At 69.5% G+C, this 15,768-nt stretch carries 16 protein-coding genes; 3 read left to right on the forward strand and 13 right to left on the reverse strand.

The window, feature by feature from the left end; all coding sequences use genetic code 11:
* Positions 1-3: 3 nt before the first annotated feature.
* The 6 genes from OHS57_RS23485 to OHS57_RS23510 form a co-directional block, all read right to left on the reverse strand.
* Positions 4-303 (reverse strand): RNase A-like domain-containing protein, encoded by a 300-nt coding sequence (locus OHS57_RS23485; RefSeq protein WP_041985577.1) that lies wholly within the window; start codon positions 301-303, stop codon positions 4-6.
* Between the two features lie 25 nt (positions 304-328).
* On the reverse strand, positions 329-1,036 hold the full coding sequence (locus tag OHS57_RS23490; protein WP_328583243.1) for a hypothetical protein: 708 nt from the start codon (positions 1,034-1,036) through the stop codon (positions 329-331).
* A gap of 29 nt (positions 1,037-1,065) precedes the next feature.
* Positions 1,066-3,015 (reverse strand): RNase A-like domain-containing protein, encoded by a 1,950-nt coding sequence (locus OHS57_RS23495; RefSeq protein WP_041985573.1) that lies wholly within the window; start codon positions 3,013-3,015, stop codon positions 1,066-1,068.
* Complete coding sequence (locus OHS57_RS23500) at positions 3,015-3,317, reverse strand: WXG100 family type VII secretion target (RefSeq protein ID WP_328583244.1); 303 nt, start codon at positions 3,315-3,317, stop codon at positions 3,015-3,017. Before OHS57_RS23500 ends, OHS57_RS23495 begins: the two co-directional genes overlap by 1 nt.
* 36 nt (positions 3,318-3,353) lie before the next feature.
* On the reverse strand, positions 3,354-3,737 hold the full coding sequence (locus OHS57_RS23505; RefSeq protein WP_328583245.1) for a WXG100 family type VII secretion target: 384 nt from the start codon (positions 3,735-3,737) through the stop codon (positions 3,354-3,356).
* A 77-nt stretch (positions 3,738-3,814) separates the two neighbouring features.
* Entirely contained in the window at positions 3,815-5,083 is a 1,269-nt protein-coding gene (locus OHS57_RS23510; protein WP_443042946.1) for a THUMP-like domain-containing protein, read from the reverse strand.
* Between the two features lie 90 nt (positions 5,084-5,173).
* Here OHS57_RS23510 and OHS57_RS23515 point away from each other — a divergent pair, with 90 nt between their 5' ends.
* Positions 5,174-6,268 carry a polysaccharide deacetylase family protein gene (locus tag OHS57_RS23515; protein WP_443042947.1) on the forward strand — a complete coding sequence of 365 codons (1,095 nt, stop codon included), beginning with the start codon at positions 5,174-5,176 and terminating at the stop codon, positions 6,266-6,268.
* 27 nt (positions 6,269-6,295) lie between these two features.
* On the opposite strand, the gene OHS57_RS23520 is transcribed toward OHS57_RS23515, so the two are convergent.
* The gene (locus OHS57_RS23520) at positions 6,296-6,763 is read right to left on the reverse strand and encodes a DUF6234 family protein (RefSeq protein ID WP_328583247.1); all 468 of its coding nucleotides are present in this window, start codon (positions 6,761-6,763) and stop codon (positions 6,296-6,298) included.
* Positions 6,764-7,012: 249 nt separating this feature from the next.
* Here OHS57_RS23520 and groES point away from each other — a divergent pair, with 249 nt between their 5' ends.
* On the forward strand, positions 7,013-7,321 hold the full coding sequence (gene groES / locus OHS57_RS23525) for a co-chaperone GroES (protein WP_023539274.1): 309 nt from the start codon (positions 7,013-7,015) through the stop codon (positions 7,319-7,321).
* Positions 7,322-7,418: 97 nt separating this feature from the next.
* Positions 7,419-9,041 (forward strand): chaperonin GroEL, encoded by a 1,623-nt coding sequence (gene groL, locus OHS57_RS23530; protein WP_041985555.1) that lies wholly within the window; start codon positions 7,419-7,421, stop codon positions 9,039-9,041.
* 98 nt (positions 9,042-9,139) lie between these two features.
* On the opposite strand, the gene OHS57_RS23535 is transcribed toward groL, so the two are convergent.
* The 6 genes from OHS57_RS23535 to OHS57_RS23560 form a co-directional block, all read right to left on the reverse strand.
* Positions 9,140-10,168 carry a hydroxyacid dehydrogenase gene (locus OHS57_RS23535; RefSeq protein WP_328583248.1) on the reverse strand — a complete coding sequence of 343 codons (1,029 nt, stop codon included), beginning with the start codon at positions 10,166-10,168 and terminating at the stop codon, positions 9,140-9,142.
* 104 nt (positions 10,169-10,272) lie between these two features.
* A complete protein-coding gene (locus OHS57_RS23540) occupies positions 10,273-11,211 on the reverse strand; it encodes a carbohydrate ABC transporter permease (protein ID WP_078863462.1) in 939 nt (312 codons plus the stop codon).
* Positions 11,208-12,188, reverse strand: coding sequence for a carbohydrate ABC transporter permease (locus OHS57_RS23545; RefSeq protein ID WP_041985547.1), 981 nt, complete (start codon positions 12,186-12,188; stop codon positions 11,208-11,210). The genes OHS57_RS23540 and OHS57_RS23545 overlap by 4 nt, the downstream gene beginning before the upstream one ends.
* Positions 12,185-13,522 (reverse strand): ABC transporter substrate-binding protein, encoded by a 1,338-nt coding sequence (locus OHS57_RS23550; protein ID WP_041985544.1) that lies wholly within the window; start codon positions 13,520-13,522, stop codon positions 12,185-12,187. Before OHS57_RS23550 ends, OHS57_RS23545 begins: the two co-directional genes overlap by 4 nt.
* 112 nt (positions 13,523-13,634) lie before the next feature.
* Positions 13,635-14,753, reverse strand: coding sequence for a substrate-binding domain-containing protein (locus OHS57_RS23555; protein ID WP_041985542.1), 1,119 nt, complete (start codon positions 14,751-14,753; stop codon positions 13,635-13,637).
* A 194-nt stretch (positions 14,754-14,947) separates the two neighbouring features.
* Positions 14,948-15,721, reverse strand: a complete 774-nt coding sequence (locus OHS57_RS23560) for an SDR family NAD(P)-dependent oxidoreductase (protein ID WP_328583249.1) — start codon at positions 15,719-15,721, stop codon at positions 14,948-14,950.
* Positions 15,722-15,768: the final 47 nt, after the last annotated feature.

Here is a 15,768-nt window from a genome sequence, read left to right on the forward strand (position 1 = left end):
CCTCTAGAGGTGGATCGGGAAGGTGGCGTGGACGGTGAAGCCGTGCGGACTGCCGGCGTCCCGCTTGAGCACGACCCGAGCGGCCCGCACGTCCACAGGCTCCCGCCCGGCCAGCATCATGGCCTGCAACAACACCCGCCCCACGGGCTCGGCCCGCGAAGGCCAGGCGGCCTCGACGGTGAGCCGCTGTCGGGTGTTCTGAGCGAGCCACCGATGAATCGCCTGCTCGTTCCACGTCACCACCTGCTGCGTGGCCCACTGGGCGGTCTCCCGGTCGGGATAGCTGGCGCTGCGCGTTCGCATGATTGATTGCCCTGCCTGGATGTGGTCAGCGTCCGTCCCAGCTGACTGGGTGGAACTCCGTCATGTGGTCGATGCAGGCTTGCGCGAGCATGGGGAAGAATTCCGTGAAGTCCGCGTAGCTGGAGCCGCCGTGGATCACGCCGGTGAAGAACAGATCCAATCGTTCCTCGGTCTGGAACGTGGCCAACGCCTCATAGCACTCGCCGGCCACGGCAGGCAGGTGCCACGGACAGGCAGGGTGAGCCTCGTTGATCACCATGGCGATGCCCTCCTCGGTGGTCGCGTCGCTCATGTCGTCCGAGACGGCAAGACCGTCCTGACCGAAGTAGATGGGCAGGATCTGACTCAACCGAGGGAATCGGAATTCGAGTTCGGTGGCTGTCGTCCTGACGGGACAGGTTCTGCCTTCGGCCGGGAAAGGCTTCCATGTGTCGAGATGCTCCGCGATTTCCCGGAGGACTGCGGGTGTTTTCTCGGGAGTGACTGTCCTGGGAATGTTCTCCAGTACGGATGAGCCGGGATCGTCGATGAACAGATCGGCAGCCGTGCGTAGTTGAGCAGCAGTCTCGTGCAGGGTCCGACCGCCGCCGCTCGCGGCGTAATAGAGCCCTCGAATCGAGGATGCCAGCGCGGGCTCCCATTCGGTGCGGTCGTCCGGGATGCCTTTGTGGTCGACGATCGACAGCAGTTCTCTGGCGCCGGGCAGTCGCCAATGGTCTCGAATCGGCGTCAAAATAGCCTCCCTTGTTTCCTGGCGGGGCATTAAGGGCCTGTGCCGGGCTTCGCGGCCACCGGCATGGACGTCACCACGGTGAAGGGAGGGTCCAGGTCCGGATCATACGCCAGGCGGGTTTCGACGCCCTTCACGTCCGTTGCCTTGCCCGACGGGAAGGGTGACGTCTGCATCTCCGTCCTGTCGATACTGCGTCCGCTGAATTCATCCGGGTTGGCCGGATGATCCACTCGAATATCGAGACGCGGTTCTTTGGGATTGGGCTGGGTCGCGAGCCAGGTGCTGATCTTGCTGTTGTTCCGGTCAATCGTGTACTGCGTGAGTCGTTGCGCCGTGTCGATGTCCGGGAACGTCGATGCGTTTCCTATCTTCGGCTGTCCGTACGGCCAGGCGGTGCCGGGTCGCGGCGGTTTCTTCAAATCGTCGCGCAGCCGCTGGGCGAGCTGGTCGTCGGTCAGCCCGACATGTTTGTTGAGCGTGTGCGAGTTGTTCAGCCACTCCGTCGATGCCAGGTCGAGCTGGTAGTTGCCGTTGGCGGTGTCCCCGTCCTTCGTCCAACGGTGCCGTGGTTTGAACTCGTCGAGGGACCGGGCGCCGAACCCCTCGGCCCGAGCCTCCTCCGACTGGTAGGTCGGCGCGCTCTGGTACGCCTCCTCCAGCTCGGGGAGCAGGCCGCTGAGCGTCGCGGCGGCATCGTGGAAGGCCTGCTGGTACGCGTCCACGGCGGCGTCCACACCTGACTTGTCCATGTGGGACCGGAACGTCATGACGATCTCGCCGAACGCCAAGGTGGAGCCCAGCCGCGTCAGCTCCCCGAAGTCAAGACCGGTCGTGAGGTCCTTCACGGTCGCCTTCGCGGCCTCGGAACCGAGCCGGGACGTGGTCTCCCTGGTGGTGTCCGCCGTGGTGGCCAGGTCGTCGCACGCCTTCTTCACGGCATTCGCCGTCTTCTGCAGCACCTCAATGACGGGTTGTCGCTCACCGGGTTTCTTCGACGGGTTGGTGCGCCATTCCCGTCCCCCGGAGGAGCCCTTGGGCACCGCTGTGCCGTCCGCGTTGCGCGGTTCGCCCCACGGTGTCGTTCCCCAGATGGACTGGCAGAAGCCGTTCATCGCGGCCTGCCATTCGCTGTTTCCGTCGTCCGTCAGATAGCCGATGATCCCCGCGAAGTTACCGGCCGACGTTTTCGCGGAGTCTCCGGTCCGCTTCCAGCCGTCCCCGATGCCACGCAGATCGTCACTGTCCGCGCCCGGCGTGATGTCGTGGGTCTTCCCGAGCCGGAGTCCCTCTTTGATGGCCGGCTCGATCAAGTCGGAGAGAAAGTCGGGGAAGTTGCCTATCCCGGCCACGAACGGGATGTCCGTGCCGTCTCCCGTGCCGGTCCACTTGATGGAGGCGACAGGACCGTAGTGCGTGTTGCCGACGCCGATCGGCGGGTCCCTGCGGGGCGGCGGGCCCTGTATTTTGCGCGCTGCCCAGTCTGCGGCCTGGTAGTGGTTGGCCGTTTCCGTGAGTCCGACGGCCACGCCGCCGATGCTCTGGATGCATCTGGCCCACACGTCGAGGAACCGTTTGGCGACATCCTCGTACGCGGCGGCGAACGCGTCGGGGCCCTCGCCCTTGCCCGCGGCCTGGCGATGGTCGACGTCCTCGACCATCTGCTGGCCGGCCTTGTGGAACGTGAACTGCTCGTCGCGCACGAGTGCGGACGTGTAGTAGACGTGGCCGGGCCGCACGTCGAAGCCGCCTCCCGCGTCCGGCGCCGGCTGCTTCAGCTGTTCCCGCTCCCACTTGCGGCGCTTGTCGCTGGGCAGACCGTCCGCCCCGGTGGGCGGCGGGGGCGGCGGTTCGTAGTTCGGATCGGGGGACGGGCCAGGGGTAGGACTGGGCGTCCGGTCGGGCATCGGCGGTACAGGCGGTGCGTCGCCTGCGGACGGCGAAGCGGACGGTGAGGGCTGGGGCGGTGGTGGGGTGGCCATCAGGCTGCTCCCCAGCCGCGCAGCACCGCCCGGTGTGCCGCCGCGTAGTTGGCGTGGCCCGTCGTCACGACCTCGTGGAGCCAGGCCTGGGCGGCCTGGAGGTCCTGCATCGAGCGGTCCCAGGTGTCGAATTCGTCGACGAAGGCGTCCCGCGCCTGGCCGTCCCAGCTCAGGACGACCTTCTCCGTACGGTCGTAGAGCGAGTCGAGGCGCTGGTTCAGCTGTTTGAGTATGTCCTCCAGCTCACCCGCGAGTTCGCGCAACGTGGCGAAGCTGACCTTGATGTGGTCGTCGTCCGGCATCTGTTCCCCCCGGTTGGATGCGATGGCTCAGATCGGTCAGATGTCGAGGATGCGGCTCTGAGGCGGGGAGGTGTCGTCGGACAGTTTCGCCGCCTCGCCCGCCACGTCGACCTGGGACTCGGCGCCGCGCATCCGGCGTAGCGTTTCGAGTTCCTGGTGGGTGAACCCGTCGCGGCTCAGGCGGACTGCCTCTTCGATGACGACCAGGACCTCACGGATGCGTACGGCGTCCTCGGCGGCGCCTCGGTGCAGGTCGCGGTATCCGGTGGCGGCCGCGCCCTGCCAGCCTGCCTCGATGCGGTCGACGATCGCGTCCATCCGCCGTACCTGGCTGTTCAGATGCTGCTGCATGTCGTCCAGGTCGCCCGACAGGCGTGTCAGGTCGTCCTCCGAGACGTCGAGATCGGGCCGGTCCACCATGATCCCCCCGGACAGTCGTTCATCACCCCGTATGGATCTTGCCGTCAATACTATAAACAGGGGACCGTGAGGGGACGTCAGAGATTTTCGGCCCCTTTGGCGGGGGCGCCGAGCAGCATCGTCGGGGCTCCGGCGACTCTCGTCAGGAAGACCGTCGTGGCGTTCGGGCCCTTGAGTTTCATGCGGCGGCGGAGTTCTTCCGGTTCCACCGCCGAGCCGCGTTTCTTCACCGTCAGTACGCCCACCTCGCGTTCGCGGAGAAGCGCCTTCAGTTTCTTCAGGCCGAAGGGGAGTTGGTCGGTGATCTCGTAGGCCGTGGCGTACGGGGTGGGGCGCAGGTGGTCGGAGGTGATGTACGCGATCGTCTCGTCGATCAGGCCGCCGGCGAGGTCTTCGGCTGCCTCGGCCACCAGGTGGGCACGGATGACGGCGCCGTCCGGTTCGTAGAGGTAGCGGCCGAGTGGGCGGACCGGGGGGTTGGGGAGGCCGCGGGTGGTGAGGGTCGCGCCGGTGGGGAGCAGGGTGGCGCGGCGGGTGCCGGGGGTGATGTCGGACGAAGCGTCCGGCGCGTGCCAGAGCACCGCCTCCTTCACGTCGCCGCCCGCCGAGATCCACTCCGCCTCGAAGTCGTCGGGGACGAGTTCGTGCGGGATGCCGGGGGCGATCTTGACGGCTCCCGTGCCGACCCGGCGTACCGCTTCGATCGCCCAGGACAGCGGCGGCGCGTACGCCTCGGGGTCGAAGATCCTGCCCCGGCCGCCGCGCCGGGCCGGGTCGACGAAGACGGCCTCGGCGTCCGACAGGTCGTGGGTCAGGACGTCGGCGTTGAGCACGGTCGCCGGGGGCGCGGCGGGCGCCAGCGTACGGAGGTTGGCCGCCGCGATCTCGCACGTCGGACCGTCCAGATCGACGGCCGTCACGGCGAACCCCGCGCGGGCCAGGGCGAGTGCGTCCCCGCCGATCCCGCAGCACAGGTCGGTGATCCGGCGCGCGCCGGTGCGGCGGAAGCGGGCGGCCCGGTGGGCGGCGACCACGGTGCGGGTGGCCTGTTCGACGCCGTTGGGCGTGAAGAACATCCGGTACGCGTCCTCGGCGCCGAACTTCGCCACCGCGCGCTGGCGCAGCCGCGCCTGCGCCAGCGCCGCCGAGACCAGTTCGGCCGGGTGGTCACGGCGCAGCCGGGTGGCGAGGGCGAGTTCCGTCGCGGGGTCGTGGTCGCGCAGTTCGGCGAGGAGCGCCTGGCCCTCGGCCGACAGCAGCGGCGCCAGGCCGGCGGAGGCGGGCGACGGGGCGGGCGCGGGGTGCGGGGTGGGCGACGGGTGCGGGGCGGGCGTGCGGTCGGTCACCCGGCCATTGTGGGCCAGCCGGGGGACCGCGCGCTTCGGGCGGAGGTGTCTGCCGGGCGGCGGCCCGCAGCGCTGACAGGATGCGGGGCCATGCAACTAGTAAGACAAAAGGAAGATGCGGTGACCAAAGGGGCGGCAACAGCGCGGCTGAGGGCGCAGGCGCGGGCCCGGCTCCGGGGCGTCCGGCGTACCCGTACGGCACTCGCGGTGCTGCTGGTCGCCGCGATCGGCTCCGGCTGCGCCGCAGGGGCGGACGGCGCCGGGGGCGGCCCCACGTCCCGGCCGATGCCCCTGCCGCTCGATGTCCGCCCGATCACCTTCCCGCCCGCCGCTCCCGCATCGAAGCCGGCCCTGCGTCCCGTACCCGCCAAGCCCGCCGCCGGGCCGCAGGCGGCGCAGGCCGCGCAGGCGCTGGGCGGACCGGCCGGGGCCGTGGCCGCACAGGCGGACCTGCTCAAGCGCGGCCAGCTCGCCCGGGTCGCCCTGGCCAAGAAGTGGGGGCTGCGCAAGGTGCCCCTGCTCGCGCCCCCGCCGCCCGCGGTCAAGCCGAAGATCACCACCCGCAAGGGCTTCGAGGTCAGGGGCGGCGACGCGGGACTGCCACCGGTGTTCACGACCGTCCCCGTCAAGGACAAGGTCGTCTTCCTGACCATGGACGACGGCGCCGAGAAGGACCCCGAGCTGCTGCGGATGATGTCCGAGCTGCGCATTCCGTACAGCGCGTTCCTCAGCGACTACCTGATCAGCGACGACTACGGCTACTTCAAGAAGGCGCAGAACCTCGGCGTCTCGCTGAACAACCACACCCTGCACCACCTTTACCTTCCCAAGCTCACCCCGGCCCAGCAGCGGCACGAGATCTGCGACCAGCAGGACAAGCTCGCCAAGCACTACGGGAAGCGGCCGACGCTCTTCCGGCCGCCGTTCGGCAACTACAACGCCGACACGCTGCGTATCGCCAAGGCGTGCGGAGTGACCGCCGTACCGCTGTGGGAGACCGAGGCGTTCCCCGACCACATGGACTGGCGGGACGCCGACCAGCACCTGGACCCCGGCGACATCATCCTTACCCACTTCAGGGGCCGTTCCGACTGGAAGGCGTCGATGCCGGACCTGATCAGGTCGCTGCTGAAGCGGATCACCGACAGCGGCTTCGCCGTGGCCAAGCTGGAGGACTACGTCTGACCCCGGCCGCCACGGGGGCTGCCGCGCTCAGCCGCCCGGGCAGTCGCCGCTGCCGCTGTAGCACGGCACGTAGTGGCGCTGCGGGGGCCGCGGCGGCGGGTGCGCGTGCTGGTAGGCCCGTGCCGTCACCGCCAGCATCGCCCCGCCGACCACCAGCACCACCAGGACCTGTACGCAGACGGTGATCGGGTGCCTGCTCCGTACGAACCACCAGACCGACAGCGCGATCAGCAGCACCGGGACGCCGTACGAGAGCAGCGGCGCCCAGTCCATCTCCGGCACCGTGCGCGGCGGCAGGTCGCGGGGGCCCACGTCGAGCTGGGCGAAGATCAGCAGCAGCGTGCCGATCCCCAGGAGCATGGCGTCGGCGACCAGGACGACGAAGGCCAGGAACGCGTCGGCGCCACGCGTCGGCCGCGCCGCGTCGGCGGAGGGTGCCGCATCGGCGGAGGGCGCCGCGTCAGCGGAGGACACCGGGTCGAGAGGGTTTGTCACGCTCGTACTTTCGTACGGAACGGCCGCCTCCGGCCAGCGGTTTCGTGATCCGCGCGGATCCGCCACGCGCCCGCCCGCTGGCACTCCGCTTGACCGAGTGCTAACCGCGGTCATAGTCTCAGGTCTGGCACTCCCCACTGGAGAGTGCCAAAGCGCGACAAGCAGGTCCGGCTCCCGCGACGACGGATCCCAGCTGTCGCCACCCCAGACAGTTAACCCCGTGAGATCTCCGAAGGGGGAGGTCGGATCGTGACGACCGCCAGCACCAAGGTTGCCATCAAGCCGCTCGAGGACCGCATTGTGGTCCAGCCGCTCGACGCCGAGCAGACCACGGCCTCTGGCCTGGTCATCCCGGACACTGCGAAGGAGAAGCCCCAGGAGGGCGTCGTCCTGGCAGTCGGTCCGGGCCGTTTCGAGAACGGCGAGCGGCTTCCGCTCGACGTTTCCGTCGGCGACGTCGTTCTTTACAGCAAGTACGGCGGCACCGAGGTGAAGTACAGCGGCGAGGAGTACCTCGTCCTCTCGGCTCGCGACGTTCTCGCGATCATCGAGAAGTAATTCACCAGTTCGTTTGCTTTTGATCTGCGCCCTCGGCCCCCCTGCGATTGCCGGGCGGACGGGGGCGCAGTTCATTTGAGAGGACACAGAAGCTCTAATGGCGAAGATCCTGAAGTTCGACGAGGACGCCCGTCGCGCCCTCGAGCGCGGCGTCAACAAGCTTGCCGACACGGTGAAGGTGACGATCGGCCCCAAGGGCCGCAACGTCGTCATCGACAAGAAGTTCGGCGCCCCGACCATCACCAACGACGGTGTCACGATCGCCCGCGAGGTCGAGCTCGACGACCCGTACGAGAACCTGGGCGCGCAGCTGGTGAAGGAGGTGGCGACCAAGACCAACGACATCGCGGGTGACGGCACCACCACCGCGACCGTGCTGGCCCAGGCGCTGGTCCGCGAGGGCCTGCGCAACGTCGCCGCCGGTGCTTCCCCCGCCGCCCTGAAGAAGGGCATCGACGCAGCCGTCGCCGCCGTCTCGCAGGAGCTGCTGGCGACCGCGCGCCCGATCGACGACAAGTCCGACATCGCCGCCGTGGCCGCGCTCTCCGCGCAGGACCAGCAGGTCGGTGACCTCATCGCCGAGGCGATGGACAAGGTCGGCAAGGACGGTGTCATCACCGTCGAGGAGTCCAACACCTTCGGCCTTGAGCTGGACTTCACCGAGGGCATGGCCTTCGACAAGGGTTACCTGTCGCCGTACATGGTGACCGACCAGGAGCGTATGGAGGCCGTCCTCGACGACCCGTACATCCTGATCAACCAGGGCAAGATCTCCTCCATCCAGGACATGCTGCCGCTGCTGGAGAAGGTCATCCAGGCGGGTGGCTCCAAGCCGCTGCTGATCATCGCCGAGGATGTCGAGGGCGAGGCGCTCTCCACCCTCGTCGTCAACAAGATCCGTGGCACCTTCAACGCCGTCGCGGTGAAGGCCCCCGGCTTCGGTGACCGCCGCAAGGCCATGCTCGGCGACATCGCCACCCTCACCGGTGCGACCGTCATCGCCGAGGAGGTCGGCCTCAAGCTCGACCAGGCCGGTCTCGACGTGCTGGGCTCCGCCCGCCGCGTCACGATCACCAAGGACGACACGACGATCGTCGACGGTGGTGGCGACAGCACCGAGGTCGTCGGCCGCGTCAACCAGATCAAGGCCGAGATCGAGTCCACGGACTCCGACTGGGACCGCGAGAAGCTCCAGGAGCGCCTCGCGAAGCTGGCCGGCGGCGTGTGCGTGATCTCCGTGGGTGCCGCCACCGAGGTGGAGCTCAAGGAGAAGAAGCACCGTCTGGAGGACGCCATCTCCGCGACCCGCGCCGCGGTCGAGGAGGGCATCGTCTCCGGTGGTGGCTCCGCCCTGGTGCACGCCGCCAAGGTGCTCGAAGGCAACCTCGGCAAGGAGGGCGACGAGGCCACCGGTGTCGCCGTCGTCCGCCGCGCCGTCGTCGAGCCGCTGCGCTGGATCGCGGAGAACGCGGGCCTGGAGGGCTACGTCATCACCGCGAAGGTCTCCGAGCTCGACAAGGGCCACGGCTTCAACGCCGCGACCGGCGAGTACGTCGACCTGGTGAAGGCCGGCGTCATCGACCCGGTCAAGGTCACCCGCTCCGCGCTGGAGAACGCCGCTTCCATCGCCGCCCTGCTGCTCACGACCGAGACCCTGGTCGTCGAGAAGCCGGCGGAGGAGGAGCCCGAGGCGGCCGGCGGCCACGGGCACAGCCACTGACGTAGCGCGTCGCTGCTCAGTCTGTTCAGTACACCGAGGCCCGGTGTCCCCTCGCGGGGGCACCGGGCCTCGGTGCGTACGCCGTCCGGCGCCGCGGGCTACGCGGAGAGGTGCAGCGCCGCCGGGAGTACGGGATCGGCGAAGGGCAGGCCCTTCGTGTAGCGCTCGATCTCGTCGAGCGCCTGGTCCGCCATACGGTGGATCTCGTTGCCGAGCGAACCCGCCACATGCGGGGTGAGCAGCACGTTCGGCAGGTCGTACAACGGCGAATCCGCAGGCGGCAGTTCCGGCTCCGTCACGTCCAGTACGGCGTGCAGCCGGCCGGAGACCAGCTCGGGCAGCAGCGCCCGCTCGTCCACGAGCGAGCCGCGCGAGGTGTTGATCAGCGTCGCGCCGTCCGCCATGGCCGCGAGCTGCGCCGCGCCGATCATGTGGTGCGTCGCCGCGAGCTGCGGGGCATGTACGGAGACGATCGAGCTGCGCGCGCACAGCTCGTCGAGCGGTACGGCCGCCGCGCCGAGCGCCGCCGCCGCTTCGGCGTCGACGTACGGGTCGTACAGCAGGACGTCGAGATCGAACGGCCGCAGCAGCTCGGCCACCCGGCGGCCGATGCGGGAGGCGCCGACGAGCCCGACCGTACGGCGGTAGTTGCCCGCGCCGTCCAGCTCCGCGCGCCAGTCGTGCTCGGTGCGCAGCTCCCGGTAGCGGCGGGCCGAGCCGAGGACGTTCTTGCCGGCGAAGAGGATCGCGGCCAGCGTGTACTCGGCGACCGGCACGGCGTTGGCCGCGGCGGCGGAGGTGACCGTGATGCCGCGCTCCCAGCACGCCTCGGTGATGTGGTGCTTGACGGTGCCCGCCGCGTGCACGACGGCGCGCAGCCGGGGCGCCGCCGCCAGCACCTCGGCGGTGAGGGGCGGCGCGCCCCAGCTGGTGAGCAGCAGTTCGGCGTCGGCGAGCGCGGCGGCGACCGCCGGGGTCGGGTCGGTGAGCTGATGGGCCGTCAGGGCCAGGTCGGTGCGGACGAGACCGGTGAGCCGGGTGCGGTGGGCGGCGGTCAGCAGCCGGTCCGCGATGCCCGGACTCATGGCGAGCAGCGCGGACGGCCGGTTGTCAGTGGTGTGGTGCATGGTGGGACGTGTGCTCCTCGGGATCACGTGGGGCTGGTCACTGGGGGCCGGTCACCCGGCGGTCGTCCGGCGTCGGTCGATCGGCGACGGTCGATCAGCGTCGGTCATTTGACGCTGCCTGCGGTGAGGCCGGCCTTCCAGTGCCGTTGCAGCGCGATGAACGCGACGATCAGCGGGACGACGGCGAGGAGGGACCCGGTGACCACCATCGGATAGAAGTCCGGGGTGGCGTTGGCGTTGCTGTGCCAGTTGTAGAGCCCGAGGCTCAGTGGATACAGGTTCTTGTCGGAGAGCATCACCAGGGGGAGGAAGAAGTTGTTCCAGATCGCGGTGAACTGGAAGAGGAAGACGGTCACGAACCCCGGCATCACCATGCGCAGCCCGATCGACCAGAAGGTGCGGAATTCGCCGGCGCCGTCGATCCTGGCCGCCTCCAGGGACTCGTTCGGGATATAGCCGGCGCTGAAGATCCGGGACAGGTACACGCCGAACGGATTGACGAGCACGGGTATCAGCACGGACCAGTAGGTGTTGATGGTGTGCGTCTTCACGGCGAGCAGGTACAGCGGGAGCGACAGCGCGGTCGACGGCAGCAGCACCCCCAGCAGGACGACGGCGAACAGCTTCTCCTTGCCCCGGAAGCGGTACTTGTCGAAGGCGTACCCGGCGGCGATGCTCACCAGCGAGCAGCCGAGGGCGCCGATGCCGGCGTAGAGCAGCGAGTTGCCGTACCAGCGGAAGTAGATGCCGTCCTGGTAGGACGACAGCTCGGAGAGGTTGTTGCCGAGGTTGAAGCCCTCGAACGAGAAGACGTCACCGCCCAGCAGATTCCCGGCGTCCTTGGTCGAGGCCGTGATCAGCCAGACGAGCGGGAAGAGCGTGTACGCGGCGGCCAGTACGAGGACGCCGTTGACCGCGGACTTGGACAGCCAGCGGCTGGTGCCGGGGCGGCGGGCGGCCCCGACGGGGGAGCGGCGGCCGGTGTCGCGGCCACGCTGCGAGCTGAGCTGGGTGGCCGGGTCGACCACGAGAGGAGTCGTCATGACGCCGACGCCTCCTTCCGGTTGGAGAGTCGGGTGACGACGAAGGACAGCACGGCCGCGACGAGGGCGATGAAGACGGAAGCGGCGGCGGCGAGGCCGTAGTCGTTGCGCTGGAAGGCCGCGCTGTAGGCGTACATGTTGGGCGTCCAGGCGCTGGTGACGGCCGCGCCCGAGCCGCTGAGGATCAGCGGTTCGGTGAACAGCTGCATCGAGCCGATGATCGTGAAGAGCAGCACGAGCATCAGGGAGGAGCGGATCAGCGGGATCTTGATGCTGAAGGCGAGCCGCCACTGACCAGCGCCGTCCACGGTCGCCGCTTCCAGCAGGGAGCGGTCGACGGCCTGGAGCGAGGCGTAGAAGATCACGACGTTGTAGCCGAGCCATTCCCACAGGGCGATGTTGACGATGGACGGCAAAGCGCCGTCCGACGAGAAGAAGTCGAAGCCGATACCGCCGGAGTGCATGGCGTTGACGACGGGGCTGAGCCCCGGTGTGTAGAGGTAGATCCAGATCAGCGCCGCGATCAGGCCGGGGATGGCGTGCGGCAGGAACAGCGCCAGCTGGAAGAAGCGGCGGGCCCTGGCCAGGGCGGTGTCCAGCAGCAGCGACAGGACGAGCGCGCCGCCGACCATCAGCGGGATGTAGAACACGCAGTACTTGGCCAGCACCCAGAACCCGTCGCGGAACGCGGAGTCGCCGAGTGCGGCCGCGTAGTTGCCGAGGCCGTGGAAGACGGTCGTGGGGCCGTCGAAGCCGAGCCCGGTCGACTTCTCGGTGAACAGGCTGAGCCAGAGCGCGTAGCCGATGGGGACGACCATCGCGACGGTGAACAGGACGAAGAAGGGAGTGAGCAGCACACCGGCGGCGAGGCCGGTGCGGGCCCTGTTGGTCTTCAGCCGCTTCGTGCTTCCGCTGGTGCTCGCCGTGGTGCTCACATCGGTGCTCGTGCGGGTACTGGTGCTTGCGTCGGTGCTCATGAGGGGTCCTCGACCTTCAGGCCGCGCTTCTTCAGATCGGCGACAGTGGCTTTCTGAGCCGTCCTGACCGCCTCGGGCAGGGTGGACGTACCGCCGACGACCTTGGTCAGCGCGTCACCGAGCGCGTCGTTGGTCGCGCCCGTGCTCGGGCCCCAGATCCAGTCCGGGTTGATCGTCGCGCCGGCCTTCTCGTACAGGGCGTAGAGGTCCTGGCCGCCGTAGAAGCTGGTGTCGAAGGCCTTCTGCGCGACCGGCACCATGGCCGGGGCCGCGGGCAGGGCGCTCGACGTGCTCGCGCCGATCCTGGCCTGGACGGCTTCCTTCGACGTGGTCATCCACAGGGCGAACTGGACGGCGGCGGCCGTCTTCTTGCTGTTCTTGCTGACCGCGAAGGACGAGCCCTGGATCATGCCGCTGGACGGCTTGGCCGCGTCCCAGCTCGGCATCTGTACGGCCGCCCACTTGCCCTTCTCCTCCGGCACGATCCCGGCGAGGGTGCCCGCGCTCCAGGAGGCGCCGAGATAGCCGAGCGTGGTGCCCGCCTTGAGCGAGCTGGTCCACTCGGGGCTGTACGACGAGGCGGTGCTGATCAGCTTGTCGTCGATCATGCCCTGCCAGTACTTCGCGGTCTTGAGCGTCGCCGGGTCCGTCGTGTTGATCTGCCAGGCGTCGTGGTCGGTCTTGAACCACTCGGCGCCGGCCTGCCAGGCCATCGACTGGAAGAAGGTCGGATCGTCGGGGAAGAACGTGGCGATCCTGGTGTCCGGCGCGATCTTCTTGACCTGCTGCGCCGCCGTGCGGAACTCGGCCCAGGTGCGCGGCAGTGCGATGTGGTGCTGCTGGAAGAAGTCCTTGCGGTAGTAGAAGATCTGCGGCGAGGCGTCGGACGGGATCGCCCAGTTCTTGCCGCCCAGGGTGGTCAGCTCGATGGTCTGCGGCAGGAACTTCCGCTTCTCGGCCGGGGTGAGATAGCCGCTGAGGTCCTGCAGCGAGCCCTGGCTGACGAACTGTCCGAGCTGCGGATACTCGATGGAGAGCAGATCGGGCGCGATGCCCGCCTTCACCGCATTGGCGATCTTGGGATAGCCGCCGAGACCGCCCGACGGGATCTCCTCGAACTTCACCTTGATCGTGTCGTGGGAGGCGTTGAACGCGTCCACGACCTCCTGGGATCCCTTGGTCCAGGCCCAGAACGTGACGGTGACCGGGTGCTCGGCGGTGCCCTGGGCCGGGGATTCGGCGCCGCCACCGCACGCCGTGAGCGCCACGAGTGCGGCCAGCGCGGTGGCGGCGCCGGCCAGGGCATGGATGGGACGGGACCAACTGCGACTCACGGCGCGGCTCCTGATGCGTGCGGGGACAGGCGTGCCGTGATACTTCGAGGAGCCGTGAGCGAAGTCAAGAGCGAAAGATTGAATGATCGAAAAATGAGCGAAACGGCTGGGTCTAGCGCTGTTTCGATCTTGCCGGGGCGCCGCAGGATTCTCGCACCCGCAGCCGCGGCAGCAGCTCCAGATGGCGGCGGGTCACCTCGGCGCCCGGCCCCGCGCCGCCGCCGGACCTGCCGGTGAGCCGCTCGATCAGCAGTTCGGCCGCCGCTGCGCCCACCTCGCGCTTGGGCGGCGCCACGGCGGTCAGCGGAGTGTCGGCGAGGGCCGCCACCTCGTCGTCGTACGTGATCAGGGCGAGGTCGCCCGGCACCCGTACGCCCAGCTCGGCCAGGCGCCGGACGATCCAGGTGGCGTCCTCGTCGTTGTGCATCAGCGCGGCCGTCGCCTCACCGGACGTCACCGCGTCGCGCAGCGCGAGCGCCGCGCGCTCGAAGAGCTCCGGGTCACGCTCGGGCGAGTTCGAGTCGATCATCGGCCCTGGCGCCGTGAGCCCCAGCGCGTCCAGCGCCCGCCCGTACCCGGCCCGTACGGCCATGGCGGTCGGGCTGTCCCAGCGCGCCACCAGCAGCGGCGCCCCGTGGCCGAGCCGGACCAGGTGCCGGACGGCGATCAGCACGCCGTGCGCGTGGTCGGACCTGACCTGGTCCATGTCGTCCAGCGGGCCGCCGGGCACCCCGGCCCGCTCCACCAGCACCGTGGCCACCGGCAGCCGGGCGATCCAGTCGCTGTGCAGGGCCGGGTGGTCGGGGGCCGTCCAACTGGGCGCGACCAGCAGGCCCTCGGCGCCGGCGGCGAGCAGCCCCGCCGCGTGCGAGGCGTCGTCGTCGGGGCGGTAGTCGGAGACCCGCAGGATCAGCCGGGCGCCGAGCCTGGCCGCCGCTTCGTGGGCGCCCCTGATCACCTCGGCGAAGTAGTAGGCGGCCGCAGGCGCCAGCATCCCGATGACCGGGCCGCCGCCGCCCGGCGCCGTACCGGCCGGACCCCGCCGCTCGGGCCAGGACACCGAGCCGTGCGCCCGGTCGAGCAGCCCGCGGCCTGCCAGCGTCTCCACGTCACGGCGGGCGGTGACGGGGGACACCCGCAGCTCGACGGCGAGGTCGGCGACCCGGACGGTGCCCCGTTCGCGTACCAGGTTCAGCAGGCGGTCATGACGTTCAGCGGCACCTTCGCGCACGGTGGCAGACCCTTCGCAATGTGATGTCACGCGCCATGGCATGGCCCGGACGCGACGAGCCTAATGCGTACGATCGAAAGGCGGGCATCCGATCATTCGATCACGGCTGTCGACCACAGCTGGCGCTGACAGCGGGCGATGACAGCCAGCGACACCCGGCGCTCATCGCGATCGATCGGCGGCGAAGTGGGCGGTCACTGCGGGCCGTACTTGCTCCGCGCCTTCGACGTGATCCCGCCGAGCAGCCCGCGCGGCGCGATCTTCACCGCGCCCATCAGCGCCTTGTAGCGCGGATCCGGCACCGACACCGTCCTGCCGCGCGCCAGGTCGGCCAGCGCCGCCGTCACCAGCTTGTCCGCGTCCAGCCACATCCAGTCGGGGATCTTCTCCGTGCCGAGCCCGGCCCGCTCATGGAACTCGGTCCGTACGAACCCCGGGCACAGCGCCATCAGCCGTACGCCCGAGCCCGCCACGTCCTTGGCGACACCCTGGGTGAACTGCACGACCCACGCCTTGGAGGCGCCGTACGTACCGCGCGGCAGGAAGGCGGCCACCGAGGCCACGTTGACGACTCCGCCCCGCTCGCGCGCCCGCATCCCGGCGACGGCGGCCGAGGTCAGCCGCAGCACCGCCTCGCAGTGCACCTTCAGCATGGTCAGCTCGTCGGCGAGGGAGACTTCGAGGAACGCGCCCTTGCTGCCGAACCCCGCGTTGTTGACCAGCAGATCGACCGGATGCCTCCGGTCGGCGAGCCGCTTCTCGACCGCTTCGATCCCCGCGTCGGTGGCCAGATCGGCGGTCAGCACCTCGGCCTCGATGCCGTGGCGGTCGTGCAGTTCCGTGGCGTGCGTGCGCAAGCGCTCGGTGTCGCGGGCCACCAGGACGAGATTGTGTCCGTCCGTGGCCAGCCGCCGCGCGAAGGCGGCGCCGATACCCGCCGTCGCGCCGGTGATGAGAGCAGTCGTCATGCGACGGCACGTTAGCGCCCCACGGCGGCCCGCCGATCCGGCAGGGC

The sequence above is a fragment of the Streptomyces sp. NBC_00370 genome (assembly GCF_036084755.1).
Taxonomy (GTDB): domain Bacteria; phylum Actinomycetota; class Actinomycetes; order Streptomycetales; family Streptomycetaceae; genus Streptomyces.